Genomic DNA, 19,059 nt, shown 5'->3' on the forward strand with positions numbered 1-19,059 from the left:
TAGGTTGATATGTATTTTATCTCGCGGTTACATCTGCGCTTTGCCATCAAGCTGGCCTTTGCCATCGTATTGGCAATGTTTGTCGGGTTCCATTTCCAGCTTGAAACCCCGCGCTGGGCGGTGCTGACAGCAGCTATCGTTGCGGCAGGCCCGGCGTTTGCCGCAGGCGGTGAACCCTATTCCGGCGCAATTCGCTACCGCGGGATGCTACGTATTGTCGGCACCTTTATCGGTTGTTTTGCTGCTCTGTTTATTATCACCTTACTGATTCGTGCACCGGTAGTGATGCTGCTGGTATGTTGTATCTGGGCTGGTTTTTGTACCTGGATTTCTTCACTGGTTAAAATTGAAAACTCCTACGCATGGGGGCTTTCTGGTTACACAGCGCTGATTATTATCGTCACCATTCAGGCTCATCCGCTTTTGACCCCGCAGTTTGCGGTCGAGCGGTGTAGTGAAATCGTGATTGGTATTGTTTGCGCGATTCTTGCTGACTTGCTCTTTTCCCCACGCTCCATCAAACAAGAGATTGATCGCGAGTTAGATAATTTGCTGGTGGACCAATATCGGCTGATGCAGCTGTGTATTGCTCACGGGGATAAAGAGGTGGTTGATAAAGCGTGGGCAGGGCTTGTTCGCCGCACCACAGCTCTCGAAGGGATGCGTACCAATCTCAATATTGAATCTTCTCGTTGGGGCCGGGCGAACCGCCGTCTGAAGGCAATCAATACAATTTCGCTCACGCTCATCACGCAGGCTTGCGAAACCTATCTGATTCAAAACACGCGGCCGGAATTCGTCACACCAGAGTTCCGTACGCTGTTTGAGGCGCCCGTGGAAACCGCTGCTGATGTCCATAAGCAGATGAAGGTTATCCGCAAATTCATTTCCTACGCCGGTGAGAAAAATACTCCCGTTACTATCAGCAGTTGGACTGGCGCAATCACCCGCTACCTTTTGCTCAAACGCGGTGTGGCCAGCAACACGCGTATAAGCGTAGTGGAAGAGGAAGTATTGAACCAGGAAGTGGTGGTCAAAGTGCAGTCTGCCGAAGGCCATCACGCAATGATCAACTTTTGGCGCACAACCGTTTCTTGCCTGCTTGGTAGCTTGTTCTGGCTGTGGACAGGCTGGACATCAGGAAGCGGCGCTATGGTTATGATTGCCGTCGTGACATCACTGGCGATGCGCTTACCCAATCCGCGTATGGTGGCTCTCGACTTCTTATATGGGATGCTGGCGGCATTACCGCTAGGCGCTTTCTACTTCCTGGTTGTTATTCCTTCTACGCAACAAAGTATTCTACTGCTGTGTATTAGCCTCGGTTTGCTTGGTTTCTTTATCGGGATTGAAGTACAGAAACGACGTCTGGGCTCGATGGGCGCATTGGCTGGGACAATCAACATCATTGTTCTTGATAACCCGATGACGTTCCACCTCAACACTTTCCTGGACGGCGCGTTGGGGCAAATCGTGGGCTGTTTCCTGGCATTGATGGTGATATTGCTGATTCGCGATAACTCGAAAGAACGCACCGGTCGTACATTGTTGAACCAGTTTGTCTCGGCTGCGGTTTCAGCACTCACTACCAATAAAAATCGCCGTAAAGAGAACCATCTTCCTGCACTGTATCAGCAACTTTTCTTGCTGCTTAATACCTTTCCGGGGGATATCGACCGCTACCGTTTAGCGCTGATCTTGATTATTGCTCACCAGAGATTGCGCGATGCGCCGATTCCGGTGAATGACGATCTTTCTGCTTTCCATCGCCAACTACGCAAAACGGCAGATCGCGTGATTTCAGCATCCAGCGACGACAAAAGGCGGCGTTACTTCCAACAACTGCTGGAAGAATTAGATATCTACCAGGAGAAATTGCGGGTCTGGGAGGCACCGATACAGGTTACCGAACCGGTGAAACGCCTGGCGCATGTGCTGCATAAATACCAGCACGCATTCATCGCCGCCTGACCCGAGCCGACGCAATGCGTCGGCTTTTTTGTATCTATACTTATACCCGTCATACTTCAACTTGCAGATGCGTTGGCTGCGTTTGCTCACCCGAATCACTTACCAGAGTAAGCTCATCGGGATTCACTCGCTTGCCGCCTGCCTGCAACTCGAATTATTTTGGGTATATCAGATGCCCAATTCATAACAGGAGAAAACTATGACAAATCAGGCACTCCAGGACAGTGAATTATTCAACACTGGCTATCTCGTAAATGGTGAATGGCGCAAGCTGAGTGAAACTTTCGATGTTCTTAACCCCGCAACGGGCGAGGTTGTCGCCAAAGTCGCAAAGGCTGGTAAAAAAGAGGCTGAAGAAGCTATCGCCGCTGCCGCTAAAGCCTTTCCCGCATGGCGTGCAAAAACTGCCAAAGAACGCTCCACCATTCTCTACCGCTGGTTCCAGTTGATTATTGAGAACAAAAGCTGGCTCGGTCGCTTGATGACTACCGAACAAGGCAAACCGTTGAAAGAGGCTGAAGGGGAAGTCGAGTACGCCGCGAGTTTTATTCAGTGGTTTGCGGAGCAGGCTAAACGGGCAAATGGTGAAATTATTCCTGCTATCAAACCAGGTTCACGCATCCTGGCAACCCGTGAGCCGATTGGCGTTGTAGCCGCCATTACGCCGTGGAATTTCCCGATGGCAATGCTGACCCGCAAACTTGGCCCGGCGCTTGCTGCGGGCTGTACCGGTGTTATCAAGCCTGCTAATAACACGCCGCTATCGGCATTTGCTTTACTGGCTCTGGCGAAAAAAGCAGGCGTGCCTGATGGCGTGCTAAATGCTGTTGCCGGTAATACGCAAGAAATCAGCGACGCGATTATGGCGAGCCACGAAGTCCGGAAAATTTCATTCACCGGTTCCACCGCCGTTGGCAAAACTCTGGTGCGCAATGCCGCTGAAACCATGAAAAAAGTCTCCATGGAATTAGGCGGTAACGCGCCGTATATCGTCTTTGATGATGCTGATATCGATGAAGCCGTGAAAGGTGCGATTGCCAACAAATTCCGCAACGCAGGTCAGGTGTGTGTCAGCGTTAACCGTTTCTTCATTCAGGAAAAGGTTTACGACCAGTTCGTCGCCAAGCTGGCGGAGGCGGTTAAAGCCCTGAAAGTTGGGAATGGCCTGGAAGAGGGCGTCGTCGTCGGGCCATTAATTGAGAAATCCGCAGTCGATAAGGTCCGTGAACACGTGGAAGATGCGCAAGCGAAGGGTGGCAAAGTACTGGTGGGTGGCAAAAATCATGAGCTGGGTGGCAACTTCTGGCAACCCACGGTGATTGTCGACGCTAATGAAGACATGAAACTGGCACAGGAAGAAACTTTTGGCCCGGTGGCCGCCTGTTTCCGATTCAAAACGGAAGAGGAAGTCATTGAGCGGGCGAACAATACGCCATTTGGTTTGGCAGCCTACTTCTATACTCAGAATCTGTCGCGCGTATTCCGTGTCTCTCAGGCGCTTGAAAGCGGGATGATAGGTATTAACGAATGCGCAGTTTCGACTGAGCTGGGACCATTTGGCGGCGTGAAAGAGTCAGGTCTTGGCCGTGAGGGTTCGGTATTGGGTCTGGATGAGTTTCTGGAAGTCAAAACCTTGCATATTGGTGGGTTGTAGAACGATTCGTTCTGGTTAAGGTGGCAAGCAATGAAAAAATACACCTTTGATTTTAGTCAGATAGATGACCAGCCTGGATTCTATCGTCACTTTATCCAGGCATTTCAACTCGAGAAAAAACAGATTCACGATCTCGATAGTTTATGGGATGTGGTCGTCGGGGGCACTTTACCGCTCCCGGCGGAAATCGAGTTTGTTCATTTACCAGAAATGCAAAGGCGGCGTTACGGGGCTTTGATTTTGCTTTTTGACGAAGCAGAGGAAGAGCTGGAAGGGCAGTTGCGCTTTAACGTGCGCGGCTAACGCTATTTTAGATATAAAAAAGCCCCCGCGAGCGGGGGCAAAGTCGTCAGAATTTGACGACGAGGGTTTATTTATACAGTTCAGCGGTGGCGTGCCAGGTATCGCCAGTACGTGCTTCGGTTATGCGATAAGCCGATGCACCTTCTTTAGTCGCTTTCTGTGATAATTCTTGACGCATATCCATTGGCGCACTGCCAGTCTGACTGACAGAAATGCTACCCATAGACTGCATGTTTTGTGCTTGTTCGCTGTTTACCTGATGCGCGGCTGCGTTAGCGCCGAAAGAGATAACAGAGAAAAGGCTCAGTGCTGCGATGGTTAATTTGGTTTTCATGATGTCTACTCCTGAATTATGTTCTCAACGACCGGAAGGGCTTAACTGCTTTTATTGTTCTTGGGGCCGTCGTTTTGATTAATCGGTGTTACTTATACCCGTTAGGCTTATTTATACAGCTCAGCGGTGGCGTGCCATGCATCACCAGAACGTGCTTCAACGATGCGATAAGATGATGCACCTTTCGCTTCAGCTTTTTCATTCAGCATTTGGTGCATATCCATTGGTGCACTACCTATCTGGCTTACAGAAACTGTGCCCATCGGCTGAAGATTCTGTGCCTGTTCTGCGTTAACAGATGTGGCTGCGAAAGCACCAAATGACAGCATTGAAAGCAGGCTAGCGGCTACTACTGTTGATTTCATGTTCATAATTTTTACCTCGTCGTATTCTTTTATTTGGGTCCTCATTCCGTGACCCTCATCACAAAATCAAGTATACACTAATAACGTGGAAAATTAATACCACGCTAATTATTCTCTATGAAACTTTACAATAATAGAGGTTTTCTTTATTACGTAAAGTTATTAAAAATGATCTTTTATTGCTTTGTTTATGTTAAATATAAGTAAAAACAATGAGATATCAGACTTTGACTTTTTGTGCGGTTCATCACATAACTTGCTGATGGATTCGGTTTTTAAAGCAGGAGGAGATGTGAAAAATGAGATTTGCAGGCAGGCATAAGGAAGTAGAAGAATGTTACTAGCACGTTGTTCCCGCCATTCAATAACAGCGGGAACAGCCGTTTTAAGACTTAAAGTTCTTGTTCGAAGAGCACCAGAATCGCTTCATAAAGCTCTTTAACCGTGAAGTCTTTGGCAGGCGTAGTAAAGATAGTGTCGTCTCCGGCAATCGTGCCCAGGATCCCTTCAGCTTTACCTAAAGAATCCAGTAGGCGTGCAATCAACTGTGCAGCACCCGGGCTGGTGTGGATAACGACAACGGCATCGTTGTAATCAATATCCAGTACCAGATTTTTTAACGGACTGGATGTGGTCGGCACGCCCAATTCAGCAGGCAAACAATACACCATTTCCATTTTTGCATTGCGAGTACGCACCGCGCCAAACTTGGTCAGCATGCGGGATACTTTGGACTGGTTAATGTTTTCGAAACCTTCATTTTGCAAGGCATGGACGATCTCGCCTTGAGAACTAAATTTCTCTTCTTTCAATAATGCTTTGAATGCTTTGACTAATTCTTCTTGTTTTGAGGAAATACGCATAGGTCACCCATATTCAGGTCAGCAAAGATAACATTATTATGCATTTAAATGAATTTTTATGCAAATCAATGGCTGGGTGTAAGCTTGAAATAATGTTATGAAAGGGGCTGATTTTATCAAATTTTGTTATCGAGAAACATGCCTTCGTCACGACTCGAAAATAAGATGTTAGGTAAATTAAATGTTATCAAAATGATGTTGTTTTGCTGCGTAGGGAGGGGTAATGTAACCGCCTGTTGATGTGACAACATCAGGTTGTGACCGGGCGCTAAGGCGTCATTTCCACCCGGCGAGTAAATGCAGCAGTAACGTTTCAGGATTGCGTAACTTCGCAAACCTTGAGCGGGAATATTGTAATTACCCCTTCTCTGGATTATGGTCGCCACCGCATGGAGTTACGGCACCTATTTGCTAACCATAATAAGGAGTTTAGGATGAAAGTTGCAGTCCTCGGCGCAGCAGGCGGAATCGGCCAAGCGCTTGCCCTTCTACTCAAGACCCAACTGCCTTCAGGTTCAGAACTCTCTCTGTATGATATTGCACCTGTAACCCCAGGTGTTGCAGTCGATCTGAGTCATATCCCGACCGATGTAAAAATCAAAGGTTTCTGTGGTGAAGATGCAACTCCTGCACTGGTTGGTGCGGATGTGGTGCTTATCTCTGCCGGTGTAGCACGTAAACCAGGTATGGACCGTTCTGATCTGTTTAACGTCAATGCGGGAATCGTGAAGAATCTGGTTCAACAGATTGCTAAAACTTGCCCTAAAGCCTGTATCGGTATTATCACAAACCCTGTGAATACCACCGTTGCTATTGCAGCGGAAGTGCTGAAAAAAGCAGGTGTGTACGATAAAAACAAATTATTTGGCGTCACTACGCTGGACATCATCCGCTCCAACACCTTTGTTGCGGAGCTGAAAGGCAAACTGCCGACCGAGATCGAAGTCCCGGTTATTGGCGGACACTCTGGCGTGACTATTCTGCCACTGCTGTCTCAGATCCCAGGCGTAAGCTTCACTGAGCAGGAAGTTGCTGATTTAACTAAGCGTATTCAGAATGCGGGTACTGAAGTCGTAGAAGCGAAGGCTGGTGGCGGGTCTGCAACCCTGTCAATGGGTCAAGCTGCTGCACGTTTTGGTCTGTCTCTGGTTCGCGCGCTGCAAGGCGAAAGCAATGTGGTGGAATGCGCGTATGTTGAAGGGAATGGCGAGCATGCTCGTTTCTTCTCTCAGCCGCTGCTGCTGGGTAAAAATGGTATTGCAGAGATCAAATCTTACGGCAAACTGAGTGCGTTTGAGCACCAGGCGCTGGAAGGTATGCTGGATACCCTGAAGAAAGATATTACTCTTGGTGAAGAGTTCGTTAACAAGTAAACACCAGGCTTCAGAGATAAAAAAACCGGAACTAAGTTCCGGTTTTTTATTGCCTGCGATTCACCATTTATCAGTTAGTGGCTGGATATTCCTGAATCGTCACTTGTAATGTCAGCTTCTTATCATCGCGCATCACTTCAACCGGAATGACTGAGCCTGGGCGAATTTCTGCCACTTGGTCCATAGTGCCTAATGCTGAAATGGCTGGTTTATTGTTCACTGAAATAATCACGTCGTTAACCAGAAGACCTGCTTTCGCTGCAGGACCGCCAGGTGAAACTTCGTTAACGATAATCCCCTGAATCTGATCAATGCCGGTAGCCGGGCCATGCAATGGTGTTATCTCACGCCCGCCAATACCTATGTAGCCACGAATCACGCGGCCATCGCGAATAAGCTTATCCATGATTTTGGTGGAAAGTTGAGTCGGGATTGCAAAGCCGATACCTTCCGGTGTTTCGCCATCATTACTTTTATCAAACGACAACGTGTTAATACCCATTAACTCACCTAGCGAGTTAACTAGCGCGCCGCCGGAGTTGCCGTGGTTAATTGAGGCGTCAGTTTGCAGGAATGATTGGCGTCCTGAAGGGCTAAGGCCAATACGACCTGTCGCGCTGATTATCCCCTGCGTAATGGTTTGCCCAAGGTTATACGGGTTGCCAATCGCCATGACGACATCACCAATATGCGGCACCCGCTTATTGTTGATAGGAATAACGGGGAGGCTGGTGGCATTGATCTTCAATACAGCCAGATCGGTAAGGCTGTCGGAGCCAACCAGTAGCGCTTCAAACACACGGCCATCTTGCAGTGCAACGATGATTTGCTCGGCATCATTAATGACGTGTTTATTGGTAATGATGTAACCACGCTCGTCCATGATGACGCCTGAACCGAGAGTTTTAATTTCTAGCTGATTTTGCGAATTGTTACCGATGCTGCGGTTGTATACGTTCACCACAGCAGGCGCAGCGCGTCGCACCGCAGAGTTGTAGCTCACCGGTGTTTCATCAGCACTGTCAAACTTTGAGGGGGCTAAAGGGACGATTTTCTGGCGCAGTGTTGGTAATGCAACCAACAACAATCCAGCCACAATCAGGCCAATTACCACCGAGCGTAATATCTTTAGAAACATGGATTTGAATTAGTTAATAATAAGCCGGAAGCAGAATAGCATGAGTTAATCGGACATCGTACACAGATGTCCGATTACTGAGCAGATTAACGAACTAACAGATATATGCTCTCTTCACCACGCGCCACATGTAATGCAATGACGTCTGGTTTGCTTTCCAGAACTTTACGCATTTCCGCGATACTTGAGACCCGCTCGCGATTCACGCCAATAATGAAATCATCTTTGTGTAAGCCGGCTTGTGCCGCAGGCGTACCTTTTTCAACGCTGTCGAGTTTAATGCCCTTGGTACCATTTTTTAGCTGGCCATCACTCAGGGTTGCGCCTTGTAAGGCTGGTATAATCAGTTCTGCGTTAGCTGATGATGCCGTGCTTTTATCCAGAGTCACGCTCACCTCCAATGGTTTCCCATCGCGCAGCAAGCCCAGTTTCACTACAGTTCCAGGTTCAGTTGTGGCGATTTTAGCTCGCAATTCAGCAAAACTGCTGATGGCTTTACCATTCAAACTGGTAATCACATCACCGGCTTTCACGCCTGCTTTTGCTGAACCTGATTGCGGTAAGACTTCGCTGATAAACGCGCCACGCTGAGTTGTGAGGTTGAAGGCTTTAGCGATATCCGCACTCATCTCAGTACCTTTAATACCGAGCAAGCCGCGTTTGATTTCACCAAATTCCATCAGTTGTTTAGCCAGGGTTTGCGCCATATTACTTGGAATAGCAAAACCGATACCGACACTGCCGCCGCTTGGCGCGAGAATCGCGGTATTAATGCCAATAAGCTCACCGTTCAAATTCAGCAACGCGCCACCGGAGTTACCACGGTTAATGGAAGCATCTGTCTGGATAAAGTTTTCCAATCCTTCAAGATTAAGGCCACTACGACCCAGTGCTGAAACGATACCTGATGTGGCTGTTTGCCCAAGGCCGAATGGGTTACCCACGGCTACCGCGAAATCACCAACGCGCAACTTATCTGAATCAGCCACGGCGATTTGCGTCAGGCCACTCGCATTCTGGATTTGAATCAGTGCGATATCACTTTGGTCATCACCGCCAATTAATTTGGCATCAAACTCACGCCCATCATTTAACTGCACGCTGATTTTCTCGGCGTGGTTGATGACGTGATTATTGGTTAACACATAGCCTTTCTCTGCATTAATAATGACGCCAGAGCCCAGACCTTCAAATGGCTGAGCTTCCGATGGTGGCATGTCATCACCAAAGAACTTTTTAAACTCTTCTGGGACCTTCTGGCTCGGTGCTGCAGCTGTGCCTTCTACCTGCACGCTAACTACAGCGGGTAATACTTTTTCCAGCATTGGTGCAAGGCTTGGTATTGCTGCCTGGCCCGGAACTTGTGCTGGCAACGCCGCATTTACCTGCGATGCAATACCGAACGTTAGTCCGACACTTATCGCTAATGCACTCAACAACAGTGTTTGTTTCTTCATTGGTGGCTTGCTCTCGTAACCTGGAAAAAGGAAAACCCGACCGACCTGTCATCTAACAAGCTACAGGGGGTGACACTCTGATGTTATTGAAATATCAACCGGGTAACAATGTTGTTATAGAGTGATGAGATACTAGTAAATGATAGCTGTGCGTGAGAGAGATTGGGGTACGAAAACCGTACCCCAGGAAAAAAATACAGAATTGTGATTAGTCGCGTTTTGCGCGTTCGGTACGCAGCAAACCGGATGCGCCATCAGAATAGTCACGCGGCATTTGCACCGGTGCCTGATCGTTGCTGGCTTCAGACTCAGCGAGGCGGTTACGGAATGGATTCGCTTCTGCTGACATTTCTGGCAACAAGCTGCTGGAGCTTTTTGCCATGTGTTGATAAAGCTGGCGGTAATCATCAGCCATGTTATCGAGCAATTCGGCACTACGTGCAAAATGGCTAACTAACTCTTCACGATACTCTTCAAGTTCTGCTTTGTTTTTCTCAATCTCGTACTGCATAGCTTGCTGCTGACGCAGCTTGCGGTTGCCGAAACGCATAGCAACTGCACCAACGATGATGCCAACAACTAACCCAATTAGCGCATATTCCCAGGTCATGAACTTCTCCCGTTGTATTGTGTTTCCGTAGGGTAATGTAGCCACTATAACCGTTAACCTAAGAGAAGTGGAATCCTGACGCAGCATCGCTTAGGGTAGAACGGCCTTTTTTTCGACAACCGTCCTTTTTTGAGCATTAAGTAAACGGCAATCCGATTTTTAAGGGAATACCATAATACCATGCAAAATCTCTCCCCTGCATCGCGCTACCAACAAGCCCTGACCCAGGGCAGCTATCAACCGGATGATGTGCAACGTGAGGCTGTCGCCAGACTGGACGCCATTTGGAAGGCATTAACCAGTCAAACGCCAGCTGTGGCAGCAAGCGGTAGTTTCTTTGGCAAGCTCTTTAGTAAACGTAGCGTTTCGGCAAATCAGGAGCCTGTCCGTGGACTCTATATGTGGGGGGGCGTGGGGCGAGGGAAAACCTGGTTAATGGACATGTTTTTTCAGAGTTTACCTGGCGAACGCAAGCTGCGGTTGCACTTTCATCGATTCATGCTGCGCGTACATGAAGAACTGGCTGAGTTACAGGGGCAAATAGATCCACTGGAAGTCATTGCAGACCGCTTCAAATCCCAGACGGACATTCTTTGCTTTGATGAGTTTTTCGTGTCGGATATCACCGATGCGATGTTGCTCGGCACGCTAATGCAAGCGCTGTTTGCTCGCGGTATTACGCTTGTGGCTACATCCAATATTCCGCCGGATGATCTGTATCGTAACGGTCTACAGAGGCCGCGATTTATCCCTGCGATTGACGCGATAAAGCGCCACTGTGAAATCATGAACGTTGATGCGGGTATCGATTACCGCTTGAGAACACTGACCCAGGCCCATTTATGGCTTTCTCCACTTAACGACGAAACCGCAGGGCAAATGGAAAAACTCTACTCAGCTCTGGCCGGTGCGGTGCGGGAAGGGGAGCCAGTGCTGGAAATTAATCATCGTCCATTAGCCACTTTAGGTCTTGCCAATCAGATGCTTGCAGTTGATTTCAATACGTTGTGTGTCGATGCTCGCAGTCAGCATGACTACATCGCACTTTCGCGTCTATTCCATACCGTAATGTTGTTTAATGTACCGATAATGAATACGCGTAATGAAAATGAAGCGCGTCGCTTCATCGCACTGGTAGATGAGTTTTACGAACGTCACGTCAAGCTGGTGGTATCAGCGCAAGTTTCTCTATTCGAGATTTATCAGGGAGAAAGATTGCGCTTTGAGTTCCAGCGCTGCCTGTCGCGCTTGCAGGAAATGCAAAGTGAGGAGTATTTGCGTTTGTCGCATATGCCTTAAACCGCAATTGAGGCCGGGGCTAACTACAAAGTGAGACAAAAACGACAAAAAGGTTCGACCTTTAGGGGCGACTTCCCTATAATCTTGCGACCCCACGTTACAACCAAAGTTTTTTTCCCAAAACTTGGTCGTGCTGGCATTGGCTATTCGAAGGGGTAGGTTTGCCGGACTTTGTCGTGTGAACCTTGAACTGATTTTAAACGTTTGGGTGAACACCTACGTGTAACTATATATTGGGTAAGCTTTTAATGAAAACTTTTACAGCTAAACCAGAAACCGTACAGCGCGACTGGTTCGTTGTTGACGCTGACGGTAAGACCTTAGGTCGTCTGGCTACTGAATTGGCTAGCCGTCTGCGCGGTAAGCACAAAGCGGAATACACTCCGCACGTTGATACTGGTGATTACATCATCGTTCTGAACGCAGAAAAAGTTGCTGTAACCGGCAACAAGCGTACTGACAAAGTGTATTACCGCCACACCGGCTACGTCGGTGGTATCAAACAAGCGACCTTTGAAGAGATGATTGCTCGCCATCCTGAGCGTGTGATTGAAATCGCGGTTAAAGGCATGCTGCCAAAGGGCCCGCTGGGCCGTGCTATGTTCCGTAAACTGAAAGTTTACGCGGGCACCGAGCACAACCACGCGGCACAGCAACCGCAAGTTCTGGACATTTAATCGGGATTATGGCAATGGCTGAAAATCAATACTACGGCACTGGTCGCCGCAAAAGTTCTGCAGCTCGCGTTTTTATCAAACCGGGCAGCGGTAAAATCATCATCAACCAACGTTCTCTGGAACAGTACTTCGGTCGTGAAACTGCCCGCATGGTAGTTCGTCAGCCGCTGGAATTGGTTGATATGGTTGAGAAATTCGATCTGTACATCACTGTTAAAGGTGGTGGTACTTCTGGTCAGGCTGGTGCGATCCGTCACGGTATCACCCGCGCTCTGATGGAGTACGACGAGTCCCTGCGTGGCGAACTGCGTAAAGCTGGTTTCGTTACTCGTGATGCTCGTGAAGTTGAACGTAAGAAAGTCGGTCTGCGTAAAGCACGTCGTCGTCCTCAGTTCTCCAAACGTTAATTGTCCTCTGCTTTTGCAGAATACAATTTGCGAAAAAACCCGGTCTTGTACCGGGTTTTTTTATGCCTGAAAATTATATTTAGTGTTGCTAACTTTTTGATAACACTAGCTTTTCATTCAAAATCCAGATCCGTCCCCCACAAAACCCGTAAAATCTGGTAAACTATCAACCAATTTTCTGCCCTCATGTCGGCATCAGTTTGTTTTCGCCTCGTTTTCTGGCAACTGGTGGTGTTCCGGCGTCGTTGGGTATCAAACGGTCAGGTTAGTTGCCGCTTGCGGCTATTAGCAGTAATTTTCTGATAAACTTGGAGGTTTTCATGGCTGTCGCTGCCAACAAACGTTCGGTGATGACGCTGTTTTCCGGTCCTACTGACATCTATAGCCACCAGGTGCGTATCGTACTGGCTGAAAAAGGTGTTAGCGTTGAAATTGAGCATGTGGAAACGGATAACCTGCCTCAGGATCTGATTGACCTCAACCCAAATCACAGCGTACCGACCCTGGTTGACCGCGAACTTACCCTGTGGGAATCCCGCATCATCATGGAATATCTTGATGAGCGTTTCCCGCACCCACCATTAATGCCGGTTTATCCGGTTGCTCGTGGTGAAAGTCGCCTGTACATGCATCGTATCCAGAAAGACTGGTATTCACTGATGCACATCGTGATGAATGGTTCTGCTCAAGAAGCTGATGCTGCACGCAAGCAATTACGTGAAGAACTGCTGGCCATCGCACCTGTATTTACTCAGAAACCGTTCTTCCTGAGTGATGAATTCAGCCTGGTAGATTGCTACCTGGCACCGTTGCTGTGGCGTTTGCCGCAGATGGGTATTGAGTTGACAGGCGCGGGTTCTAAAGAGATGAAAGGTTATATGACTCGCGTGTTTGAGCGTGATTCATTCCTCGCTTCTTTGACCGAACCTGAGCGCGAAATGCGTCTTCAGACCCGGGGCTAATTGATGGAAATGTCGCAATTGTCACCACGTCGTCCTTATCTGCTTCGTGCTTTTTACGAGTGGCTACTGGATAACCAGCTCACACCGCACTTGGTTGTGGATGTGACATTGCCAGGCGTGCATGTGCCTATGGAATATGCACGTGACGGGCAAATTGTCCTCAATATCGCGCCGCGTGCGGTAGGAAACCTGGAGTTAGCCAACAGTGATGTGCGTTTTAATGCGCGTTTCGGTGGTGTGCCACGTCAGGTGTTTGTTCCTATGGCTGCGGTTCTGGCTATTTACGCGCGTGAAAATGGTGCTGGCACCATGTTCGAGCCGGAAGCCAGCTATGACGAAGATGGCGAAAGTCATAACGATAATGAGCAGCAACCATCGGATTCAGAAATGGTGATGCAGGTGATCGATGGCTCACGCCCCGATCATGATGAAGATGACGATGGTCCGGATGACGAACCCCCTCCACGTGGTGGCCGTCCGGCATTACGCGTAGTGAAGTAACTCGCGAAATCATGCCCGTCAAAGAGCAAATCGAAGCCAGTCTTATGACTGGCTTTTTATTGTCTTAAACAAGCCGACAGACTGCATCTTTACGTAAGACATGATTTGCTGTGTTATGATTCGGCTATATTATTTGCGATGCTTCTTCCATAAACGGCCGATTCTGACGCTATGAGTACATTTGACGAGCAACCACCTGAGACGACTGAAACCATCGGACATACGATGCGACGTCGCCCGCTTGCACGTAAAAAACTCTCTGAAATGGTGGAAGAAGAGCTTGAGCAAATGATTCGCAGACGAGAGTTTGCTGAAGGTGAACAACTGCCTTCCGAACGCGAACTTATGGCCTTTTTCAATGTTGGTCGTCCTTCAGTTCGTGAAGCACTGGCGGCACTTAAAAGAAAAGGTCTGGTGCAAATTAGTAACGGAGAGCGCGCTCGCGTTTCTCGTCCTTCTGCAGATACCATCATTGGTGAGCTGTCTGGTGTAGCAAAAGATTTCCTTTCGCGCCCAGGCGGGATTGCGCACTTTGAACAACTGCGTATGTTCTTTGAATCTAGCCTGGTTCGCTATGCCGCTGAGTTTGCCACAGACGAGCAAATTGCTCGGCTTGGAAAAGCGCTGGAGATGAACAACCAGGCTCTGGATGATAACGATCTGTTTATTCGATCCGATATCGAATTCCACCGGGAATTAGCGGAGATCCCTGATAATCCGATCTTTATGGCAGTACATGTCGCATTGCTAGACTGGTTGATTGCGGCACGCCCAACGGTTTCTCAGGACGTTCTTCATGCTCACAACAATATTAGCTATCAACAGCACATTGAGATTTATAACGCGATTCAGGCTCGTGATCCTGATGCTGCTGACGCGGCATTAAAAGCTCATTTGAAAAGCGTATTCGCCTCCTACTATCCCACGCCGCGCAAACGCACTTCCAAAAAGTAGCCAACTTTAATCTGAGATCCCTCGCACGAATTTTTAGTACGTCTCATTAGCCATCATAATTTCATATGACCAAGATCTCATCCTGAGCGCTTAGTGATGTGGTGTTTACTTTTTGATCTGGTATAACAGGTATAAAGGTATATCGTTATGTTAAGAAACCAGACAACAATAGAGGCGTATATGACACAGAATCTTCGCGGTGTGATGCCCGCACTGCTTACTCCATTCAATCAGCAACAACAGGTAGATACCGGCAGCTTGCGCCGTCTGGTTCGTTTCAATATTGAGCAGGGTATTGATGGTATCTACGTAGGTGGTTCGACCGGAGAGGCCTTTCTACAAAGTGCACAGGAACGTGAGCAAGTGCTGGAAATCGTTGCTGAAGAAGCCAGAGGGAAAGTAACTCTGATTGCGCACGTAGGCAGTATCAGTACTCATGAGAGCCAGGCACTGGCGAGTGCCGCACACCGCTACGGTTTTGATGCCGTCTCTGCCGTAACACCATTCTATTATCCGTTTAGTTTCAATGAACATTGCGATCATTACCGCGCAGTAATTGATGCATCTGACGGTTTGCCAATGGTGGTCTACAACATCCCAGCATTAAGTGGCGTGAAACTCACTCTTGAGCAAATTGATACCTTAATCAATTTACCGGGTGTGGGAGCATTAAAACAGACATCTGGCGATCTCTACCAAATGGAACAGATCCGTCGCGCTCATCCGGATCTTGTGCTCTACAACGGCTATGACGAGATCTTCGCATCTGGCCTGGTTGCAGGAGCCGATGGTGGGATTGGTAGTACTTACAACGTAATGGGATGGCGCTACCAGGCAATTAAGCAAGCGGTTCAGAGCGGTGATATAAAACGTGCCAGCCAGCTTCAAAGTGAATGTAATAAAGTTATTGATGTACTGATTAAAGTGGGTGTTTTCCGTGGACTGAAAACTTTACTGCATTACATGGATGTTGTTGCTGTACCGCTGTGTCGCAAACCATTCTCGCCAGTGGAAGAGCATTATCTGCCAGAGCTTAAAGCACTCGCAGTCCAGCTTCAGGAAGAACGTGCAGCGTTCTGAATGACATAAATAAACCATGGTGCTGTAAACCATACCTAATCAGACCCAACAAAAGGACGGGTTTTAACGAACTCGTACCGGGAGTGCTTTATGAACAACACTGCCCAACGGATCCCGTGGTATCGCCATTTGACTAAGCCGCAATGGAAAGCATTTTCAGCTGCCTGGATTGGCTACTTATTGGATGGTTTTGATTTTGTCTTGATAGCATTAGTACTAACTGAAATTCAAAGTGAATTTGGCCTTACCACTGTTCAGGCGGCGAGCTTGATCTCTGCGGCCTTTATCTCGCGCTGGTTTGGTGGCCTTGTTCTAGGTGCAATGGGCGATCGTTATGGCCGCAAGCTTGCGATGATAACCAGCATCGTATTGTTTTCGTTCGGTACGCTGGCGTGTGGCTTTGCTCCGGGTTTTACGACGATGTTTCTTGCTCGTCTGCTGATTGGCATGGGGATGGCTGGCGAATATGGGTCTAGTGCCACCTATGTCATCGAAAGCTGGCCGAAACATATGCGTAATAAGGCGAGTGGCTTTCTTATCTCAGGCTTCTCTGTAGGAGCAGTGATTGCAGCTCAAGTATATAGCGTTGTGGTACCGGCATGGGGCTGGCGTGCGCTGTTCTTCATCGGCATTTTGCCTATTATCTTTGCGCTCTGGCTGCGTAAAAATATTCCGGAAGCAGAAGACTGGAAAGAGAAGTTTGCTGATACAAAACCAACCAAAACCATGGTGGATATTTTGTACCGCGGGGAGCATCGGTTTATTAATATTGGCTTGACAGTTGTCGTCGCAACGGCGCTTTACTTCTGCTTTGCTGGTAACCTTGGCAACGCGGTACTTATTGCTGTACTGGGTTTGATATGTGCTGCGGTGTTCATCAGTTTCATGGTTCAGAGCAGTGGCAAACGCTGGCCGACGGGTGTCACACTGATGGTCGTGGTGTTCTTTGCCTTCCTTTATTCATGGCCTATTCAGGCATTGTTACCAACATATCTGAAAACTGAGCTCGCCTACGACCCAAAAACCGTTGCACATATTCTGTTCTTTAGCGGTTTTGGTGCTGCAGTTGGTTGCTGTGTAGGTGGTTTCCTCGGTGATTGGTTAGGAACACGCAAAGCTTATGTCTGCAGCCTCCTGGCGTCGCAATTATTGATTATTCCGGTATTTGCCATCGGTGGCGGTAACATTTGGGTGCTGGGTCTGCTGTTGTTCTTACAGCAGATGTTGGGGCAAGGGATCGCGGGGATTTTACCAAAACTGATTGGTGGTTATTTCGATACCGAACAGCGTGCCGCGGGTCTGGGCTTTACCTATAACGTTGGTGCGCTGGGTGGTGCACTGGCTCCGATAATTGGCGCCACTATTGCTCAGCATCTCGATTTAGGCACTGCACTGGCGTCGCTCTCATTCAGCCTGACATTTGTAGTCATTCTGTTGATTGGCCTGGATATGCCATCACGGATTCAGCGCTGGATTCACCCTGAAGCAGTACGGACTCACGATGCCATAGATGGGAAGCCGTTTAGTGGGGCTGGTGTTGTTAAAGAAGGGGCGGTTAAGGGGCCGATGATGCACAAAGCAGTGAAATAAAGCAGTCTGATAAAACATAAAAAGCCCGGTGATTTTCATATCACCGGGCTTTTCGTATTGATAAGTCAGGTAAGCGAATAGCTACCTGACAGACAAATTACACTTCGAGGAAGTTCAGGATCCCGTCAGCTGCTTTACGGCCTTCAGCAATTGCAGTTACCACCAGATCGGAACCACGAACGGCGTCACCGCCAGCAAAGATTTTCGGGTTGCTGGTCTGGAATGGATTATCACTACCTTCCGGTGCCAGAATACGGCCCTGGCTATCGAGCTCAACACTGTGTTTTTCCAGCCACTGCATGGCATGCGGACGGAAACCAAACGCCATAATCACCGCATCAGCAGGCACAACGTGTTCTGAACCAGCCACAATTTCTGGACGACGACGGCCATTGGCATCTGGTGCACCCAGCTCAGTACGAGCCACTTTCACACCCGATACGCGACCGTTGCCATTCACTTCAACACCCAGTGGCTGCACGTTGAACTGGAACTCGACTCCTTCTTCACGCGCGTTTTTCACTTCGCGTTTAGAGCCTGGCATGTTCTCTTCATCACGGCGGTAAGCACAGATGACGTGCGTTGCACCCTGGCGAATAGAACTACGCACGCAGTCCATCGCGGTATCACCACCGCCAAGTACCACAACGCGTTTGCCTTCCATATTCACATACGGCTCTTCTGGTGAGTCGCCGAAGCCCATGATCTTTTTGGTATTAGCGATGAGGAACGGCAGCGCGTCGAATACACCTGTCGCATCTTCATTCTCTAAACCACCGCGCATTGACTGATAAGTGCCAACACCCAGGAACACGGAATCATACTCTTTCAGCAAGTCGTCGATCTGAACGTCACGGCCCACTTCGGTGTTCAGCTTGAATTCGATGCCCATGCCACCGAAGATTTCGCGGCGTTTGGTCATCACTTCTTTTTCCAGCTTGAACGCTGGAATTCCGAAGGTGAGAAGGCCACCAATTTCTGGGTGACGGTCATAAACCACAGCTTTCACACCGTTACGTGCCAGCACATCAGCACATGCAAGCCCAGCAGGGCCAGCACCGATGATGGCAACACGCTTGCCGGTTTGCTTAACGCCGGTCAGGTCTGGTTTCCAGCCCATCTCAATCGCTTTATCGTTGATATAGCGCTCGATATTACCAATGGTGACGGCACCAAACTCGTCGTTCAGCGTACAAGAACCTTCGCAAAGACGGTCTTGTGGGCAAACACGTCCACACACTTCCGGCAGGCTGTTTGTCTGGTGAGACAGTTCAGCCGCTTCAATAATGCGCCCTTCGTTGGCAAGTTTCAGCCAGTTTGGAATGTAGTTATGAACCGGACATTTCCATTCACAGTATGGGTTGCCGCAGGACAGGCAGCGGTCTGCCTGTGCTTTGGCCTGGCCTTCTGAGAACGGCTCGTAAATTTCCACAAATTCAATTTTACGGATCTTGAGCGGTTTCTTTGGCGGATCAACGCGCTGTAAGTCGATAAATTGATAAACGTTTTGACTCATCGTGA

Annotated in this window: 19 protein-coding genes; 12 read left to right on the forward strand and 7 right to left on the reverse strand. The window is 48.6% G+C overall.

The features are described 5' to 3' along the window. Positions 1 to 9 precede the first annotated feature (9 nt). The 3 genes from aaeB (at position 10) to GC128_RS02415 (ending at position 3,928) form a co-directional block, all read left to right on the forward strand. Positions 10 to 1,971, forward strand: a complete 1,962-nt coding sequence (gene aaeB, locus GC128_RS02405) for a p-hydroxybenzoic acid efflux pump subunit AaeB (protein WP_151992955.1) — start codon at positions 10 to 12, stop codon at positions 1,969 to 1,971. A 199-nt stretch (positions 1,972 to 2,170) separates the two neighbouring features. After that, entirely contained in the window at positions 2,171 to 3,625 is a 1,455-nt protein-coding gene (locus GC128_RS02410; RefSeq protein ID WP_151992956.1) for an NAD-dependent succinate-semialdehyde dehydrogenase, read from the forward strand. A 30-nt stretch (positions 3,626 to 3,655) separates the two neighbouring features. Beyond that, on the forward strand, positions 3,656 to 3,928 hold the full coding sequence (locus GC128_RS02415) for a barstar family protein (protein ID WP_151992957.1): 273 nt from the start codon (positions 3,656 to 3,658) through the stop codon (positions 3,926 to 3,928). Between the two features lie 67 nt (positions 3,929 to 3,995). Here GC128_RS02415 and yhcN (GC128_RS02420) read toward each other — a convergent pair whose 3' ends face one another. The 3 genes from yhcN (GC128_RS02420) to argR form a co-directional block, all read right to left on the reverse strand. Beyond that, positions 3,996 to 4,262, reverse strand: a complete 267-nt coding sequence (gene yhcN, locus GC128_RS02420) for a peroxide/acid stress response protein YhcN (RefSeq protein WP_064555458.1) — start codon at positions 4,260 to 4,262, stop codon at positions 3,996 to 3,998. Positions 4,263 to 4,369: 107 nt separating this feature from the next. Beyond that, positions 4,370 to 4,633 carry a peroxide/acid stress response protein YhcN gene (gene yhcN, locus GC128_RS02425; protein WP_034459813.1) on the reverse strand — a complete coding sequence of 88 codons (264 nt, stop codon included), beginning with the start codon at positions 4,631 to 4,633 and terminating at the stop codon, positions 4,370 to 4,372. Between the two features lie 386 nt (positions 4,634 to 5,019). Next, the gene (gene argR / locus GC128_RS02430; RefSeq protein WP_034459812.1) at positions 5,020 to 5,490 is read right to left on the reverse strand and encodes a transcriptional regulator ArgR; all 471 of its coding nucleotides are present in this window, start codon (positions 5,488 to 5,490) and stop codon (positions 5,020 to 5,022) included. A gap of 434 nt (positions 5,491 to 5,924) precedes the next feature. Here argR and mdh point away from each other — a divergent pair, with 434 nt between their 5' ends. Continuing rightward, positions 5,925 to 6,863: a malate dehydrogenase gene (gene mdh / locus GC128_RS02435; protein WP_151992958.1), complete on the forward strand. Its 939-nt coding sequence runs from the start codon at positions 5,925 to 5,927 to the stop codon at positions 6,861 to 6,863. 70 nt (positions 6,864 to 6,933) lie between these two features. On the opposite strand, the gene degS is transcribed toward mdh, so the two are convergent. The 3 genes from degS to zapG all read right to left on the reverse strand — a co-directional run bounded on the left by degS (position 6,934) and on the right by zapG (position 10,068). Next, the gene (degS, locus tag GC128_RS02440) at positions 6,934 to 8,001 is read right to left on the reverse strand and encodes an outer membrane-stress sensor serine endopeptidase DegS (protein ID WP_064514134.1); all 1,068 of its coding nucleotides are present in this window, start codon (positions 7,999 to 8,001) and stop codon (positions 6,934 to 6,936) included. Between the two features lie 86 nt (positions 8,002 to 8,087). Continuing rightward, complete coding sequence (gene degQ / locus GC128_RS02445; protein ID WP_151992959.1) at positions 8,088 to 9,458, reverse strand: serine endoprotease DegQ; 1,371 nt, start codon at positions 9,456 to 9,458, stop codon at positions 8,088 to 8,090. 208 nt (positions 9,459 to 9,666) lie between these two features. After that, complete coding sequence (gene zapG / locus GC128_RS02450) at positions 9,667 to 10,068, reverse strand: Z-ring associated protein ZapG (protein ID WP_064514130.1); 402 nt, start codon at positions 10,066 to 10,068, stop codon at positions 9,667 to 9,669. A gap of 180 nt (positions 10,069 to 10,248) precedes the next feature. Here zapG and zapE point away from each other — a divergent pair, with 180 nt between their 5' ends. From zapE to GC128_RS02490, 8 genes are all read left to right on the forward strand, one after another. Then, a complete protein-coding gene (gene zapE / locus GC128_RS02455; RefSeq protein ID WP_151992960.1) occupies positions 10,249 to 11,367 on the forward strand; it encodes a cell division protein ZapE in 1,119 nt (372 codons plus the stop codon). A 248-nt stretch (positions 11,368 to 11,615) separates the two neighbouring features. Further along, positions 11,616 to 12,044, forward strand: coding sequence for a 50S ribosomal protein L13 (gene rplM / locus GC128_RS02460; protein ID WP_064514126.1), 429 nt, complete (start codon positions 11,616 to 11,618; stop codon positions 12,042 to 12,044). A gap of 14 nt (positions 12,045 to 12,058) precedes the next feature. After that, positions 12,059 to 12,451 (forward strand): 30S ribosomal protein S9, encoded by a 393-nt coding sequence (gene rpsI / locus GC128_RS02465; RefSeq protein WP_034459799.1) that lies wholly within the window; start codon positions 12,059 to 12,061, stop codon positions 12,449 to 12,451. 320 nt (positions 12,452 to 12,771) lie between these two features. Beyond that, positions 12,772 to 13,413 (forward strand): stringent starvation protein SspA, encoded by a 642-nt coding sequence (gene sspA / locus GC128_RS02470; RefSeq protein WP_034498882.1) that lies wholly within the window; start codon positions 12,772 to 12,774, stop codon positions 13,411 to 13,413. A gap of 3 nt (positions 13,414 to 13,416) precedes the next feature. Beyond that, complete coding sequence (sspB, locus tag GC128_RS02475; RefSeq protein ID WP_151992961.1) at positions 13,417 to 13,914, forward strand: ClpXP protease specificity-enhancing factor; 498 nt, start codon at positions 13,417 to 13,419, stop codon at positions 13,912 to 13,914. A 171-nt stretch (positions 13,915 to 14,085) separates the two neighbouring features. Continuing rightward, positions 14,086 to 14,868, forward strand: a complete 783-nt coding sequence (locus tag GC128_RS02480) for a transcriptional regulator NanR (protein ID WP_151992962.1) — start codon at positions 14,086 to 14,088, stop codon at positions 14,866 to 14,868. A 180-nt stretch (positions 14,869 to 15,048) separates the two neighbouring features. Next, positions 15,049 to 15,948, forward strand: coding sequence for an N-acetylneuraminate lyase (gene nanA / locus GC128_RS02485; RefSeq protein ID WP_151992963.1), 900 nt, complete (start codon positions 15,049 to 15,051; stop codon positions 15,946 to 15,948). A 90-nt stretch (positions 15,949 to 16,038) separates the two neighbouring features. After that, positions 16,039 to 17,538 carry an MFS transporter gene (locus GC128_RS02490; RefSeq protein ID WP_151992964.1) on the forward strand — a complete coding sequence of 500 codons (1,500 nt, stop codon included), beginning with the start codon at positions 16,039 to 16,041 and terminating at the stop codon, positions 17,536 to 17,538. Between the two features lie 97 nt (positions 17,539 to 17,635). Here GC128_RS02490 and GC128_RS02495 read toward each other — a convergent pair whose 3' ends face one another. Next, complete coding sequence (locus GC128_RS02495; protein ID WP_151992965.1) at positions 17,636 to 19,054, reverse strand: glutamate synthase small subunit; 1,419 nt, start codon at positions 19,052 to 19,054, stop codon at positions 17,636 to 17,638. Positions 19,055 to 19,059: the final 5 nt, after the last annotated feature.

It is taken from the genome of Buttiauxella massiliensis (assembly GCF_902500225.1).
Taxonomy (GTDB): domain Bacteria; phylum Pseudomonadota; class Gammaproteobacteria; order Enterobacterales; family Enterobacteriaceae; genus Buttiauxella; species Buttiauxella massiliensis.

What these genes read in the sequence shown, in the direction of transcription:
- aaeB (WP_151992955.1), top strand. Translation starts at nt 10, where the DNA reads ATGTATTTTATCTCGCGGTTACATCTGCGCTTTGCCATCAAGCTGGCC.
- GC128_RS02410 (WP_151992956.1), top strand. Translation starts at nt 2,171, where the DNA reads ATGACAAATCAGGCACTCCAGGACAGTGAATTATTCAACACTGGCTAT.
- GC128_RS02415 (WP_151992957.1), top strand. Translation starts at nt 3,656, where the DNA reads ATGAAAAAATACACCTTTGATTTTAGTCAGATAGATGACCAGCCTGGA.
- yhcN (WP_064555458.1), bottom strand. Translation starts at nt 4,262, where the DNA reads ATGAAAACCAAATTAACCATCGCAGCACTGAGCCTTTTCTCTGTTATC.
- yhcN (WP_034459813.1), bottom strand. Translation starts at nt 4,633, where the DNA reads ATGAACATGAAATCAACAGTAGTAGCCGCTAGCCTGCTTTCAATGCTG.
- argR (WP_034459812.1), bottom strand. Translation starts at nt 5,490, where the DNA reads ATGCGTATTTCCTCAAAACAAGAAGAATTAGTCAAAGCATTCAAAGCA.
- mdh (WP_151992958.1), top strand. Translation starts at nt 5,925, where the DNA reads ATGAAAGTTGCAGTCCTCGGCGCAGCAGGCGGAATCGGCCAAGCGCTT.
- degS (WP_064514134.1), bottom strand. Translation starts at nt 8,001, where the DNA reads ATGTTTCTAAAGATATTACGCTCGGTGGTAATTGGCCTGATTGTGGCT.
- degQ (WP_151992959.1), bottom strand. Translation starts at nt 9,458, where the DNA reads ATGAAGAAACAAACACTGTTGTTGAGTGCATTAGCGATAAGTGTCGGA.
- zapG (WP_064514130.1), bottom strand. Translation starts at nt 10,068, where the DNA reads ATGACCTGGGAATATGCGCTAATTGGGTTAGTTGTTGGCATCATCGTT.
- zapE (WP_151992960.1), top strand. Translation starts at nt 10,249, where the DNA reads ATGCAAAATCTCTCCCCTGCATCGCGCTACCAACAAGCCCTGACCCAG.
- rplM (WP_064514126.1), top strand. Translation starts at nt 11,616, where the DNA reads ATGAAAACTTTTACAGCTAAACCAGAAACCGTACAGCGCGACTGGTTC.
- rpsI (WP_034459799.1), top strand. Translation starts at nt 12,059, where the DNA reads ATGGCTGAAAATCAATACTACGGCACTGGTCGCCGCAAAAGTTCTGCA.
- sspA (WP_034498882.1), top strand. Translation starts at nt 12,772, where the DNA reads ATGGCTGTCGCTGCCAACAAACGTTCGGTGATGACGCTGTTTTCCGGT.
- sspB (WP_151992961.1), top strand. Translation starts at nt 13,417, where the DNA reads ATGGAAATGTCGCAATTGTCACCACGTCGTCCTTATCTGCTTCGTGCT.
- GC128_RS02480 (WP_151992962.1), top strand. Translation starts at nt 14,086, where the DNA reads ATGAGTACATTTGACGAGCAACCACCTGAGACGACTGAAACCATCGGA.
- nanA (WP_151992963.1), top strand. Translation starts at nt 15,049, where the DNA reads ATGACACAGAATCTTCGCGGTGTGATGCCCGCACTGCTTACTCCATTC.
- GC128_RS02490 (WP_151992964.1), top strand. Translation starts at nt 16,039, where the DNA reads ATGAACAACACTGCCCAACGGATCCCGTGGTATCGCCATTTGACTAAG.
- GC128_RS02495 (WP_151992965.1), bottom strand. Translation starts at nt 19,054, where the DNA reads ATGAGTCAAAACGTTTATCAATTTATCGACTTACAGCGCGTTGATCCG.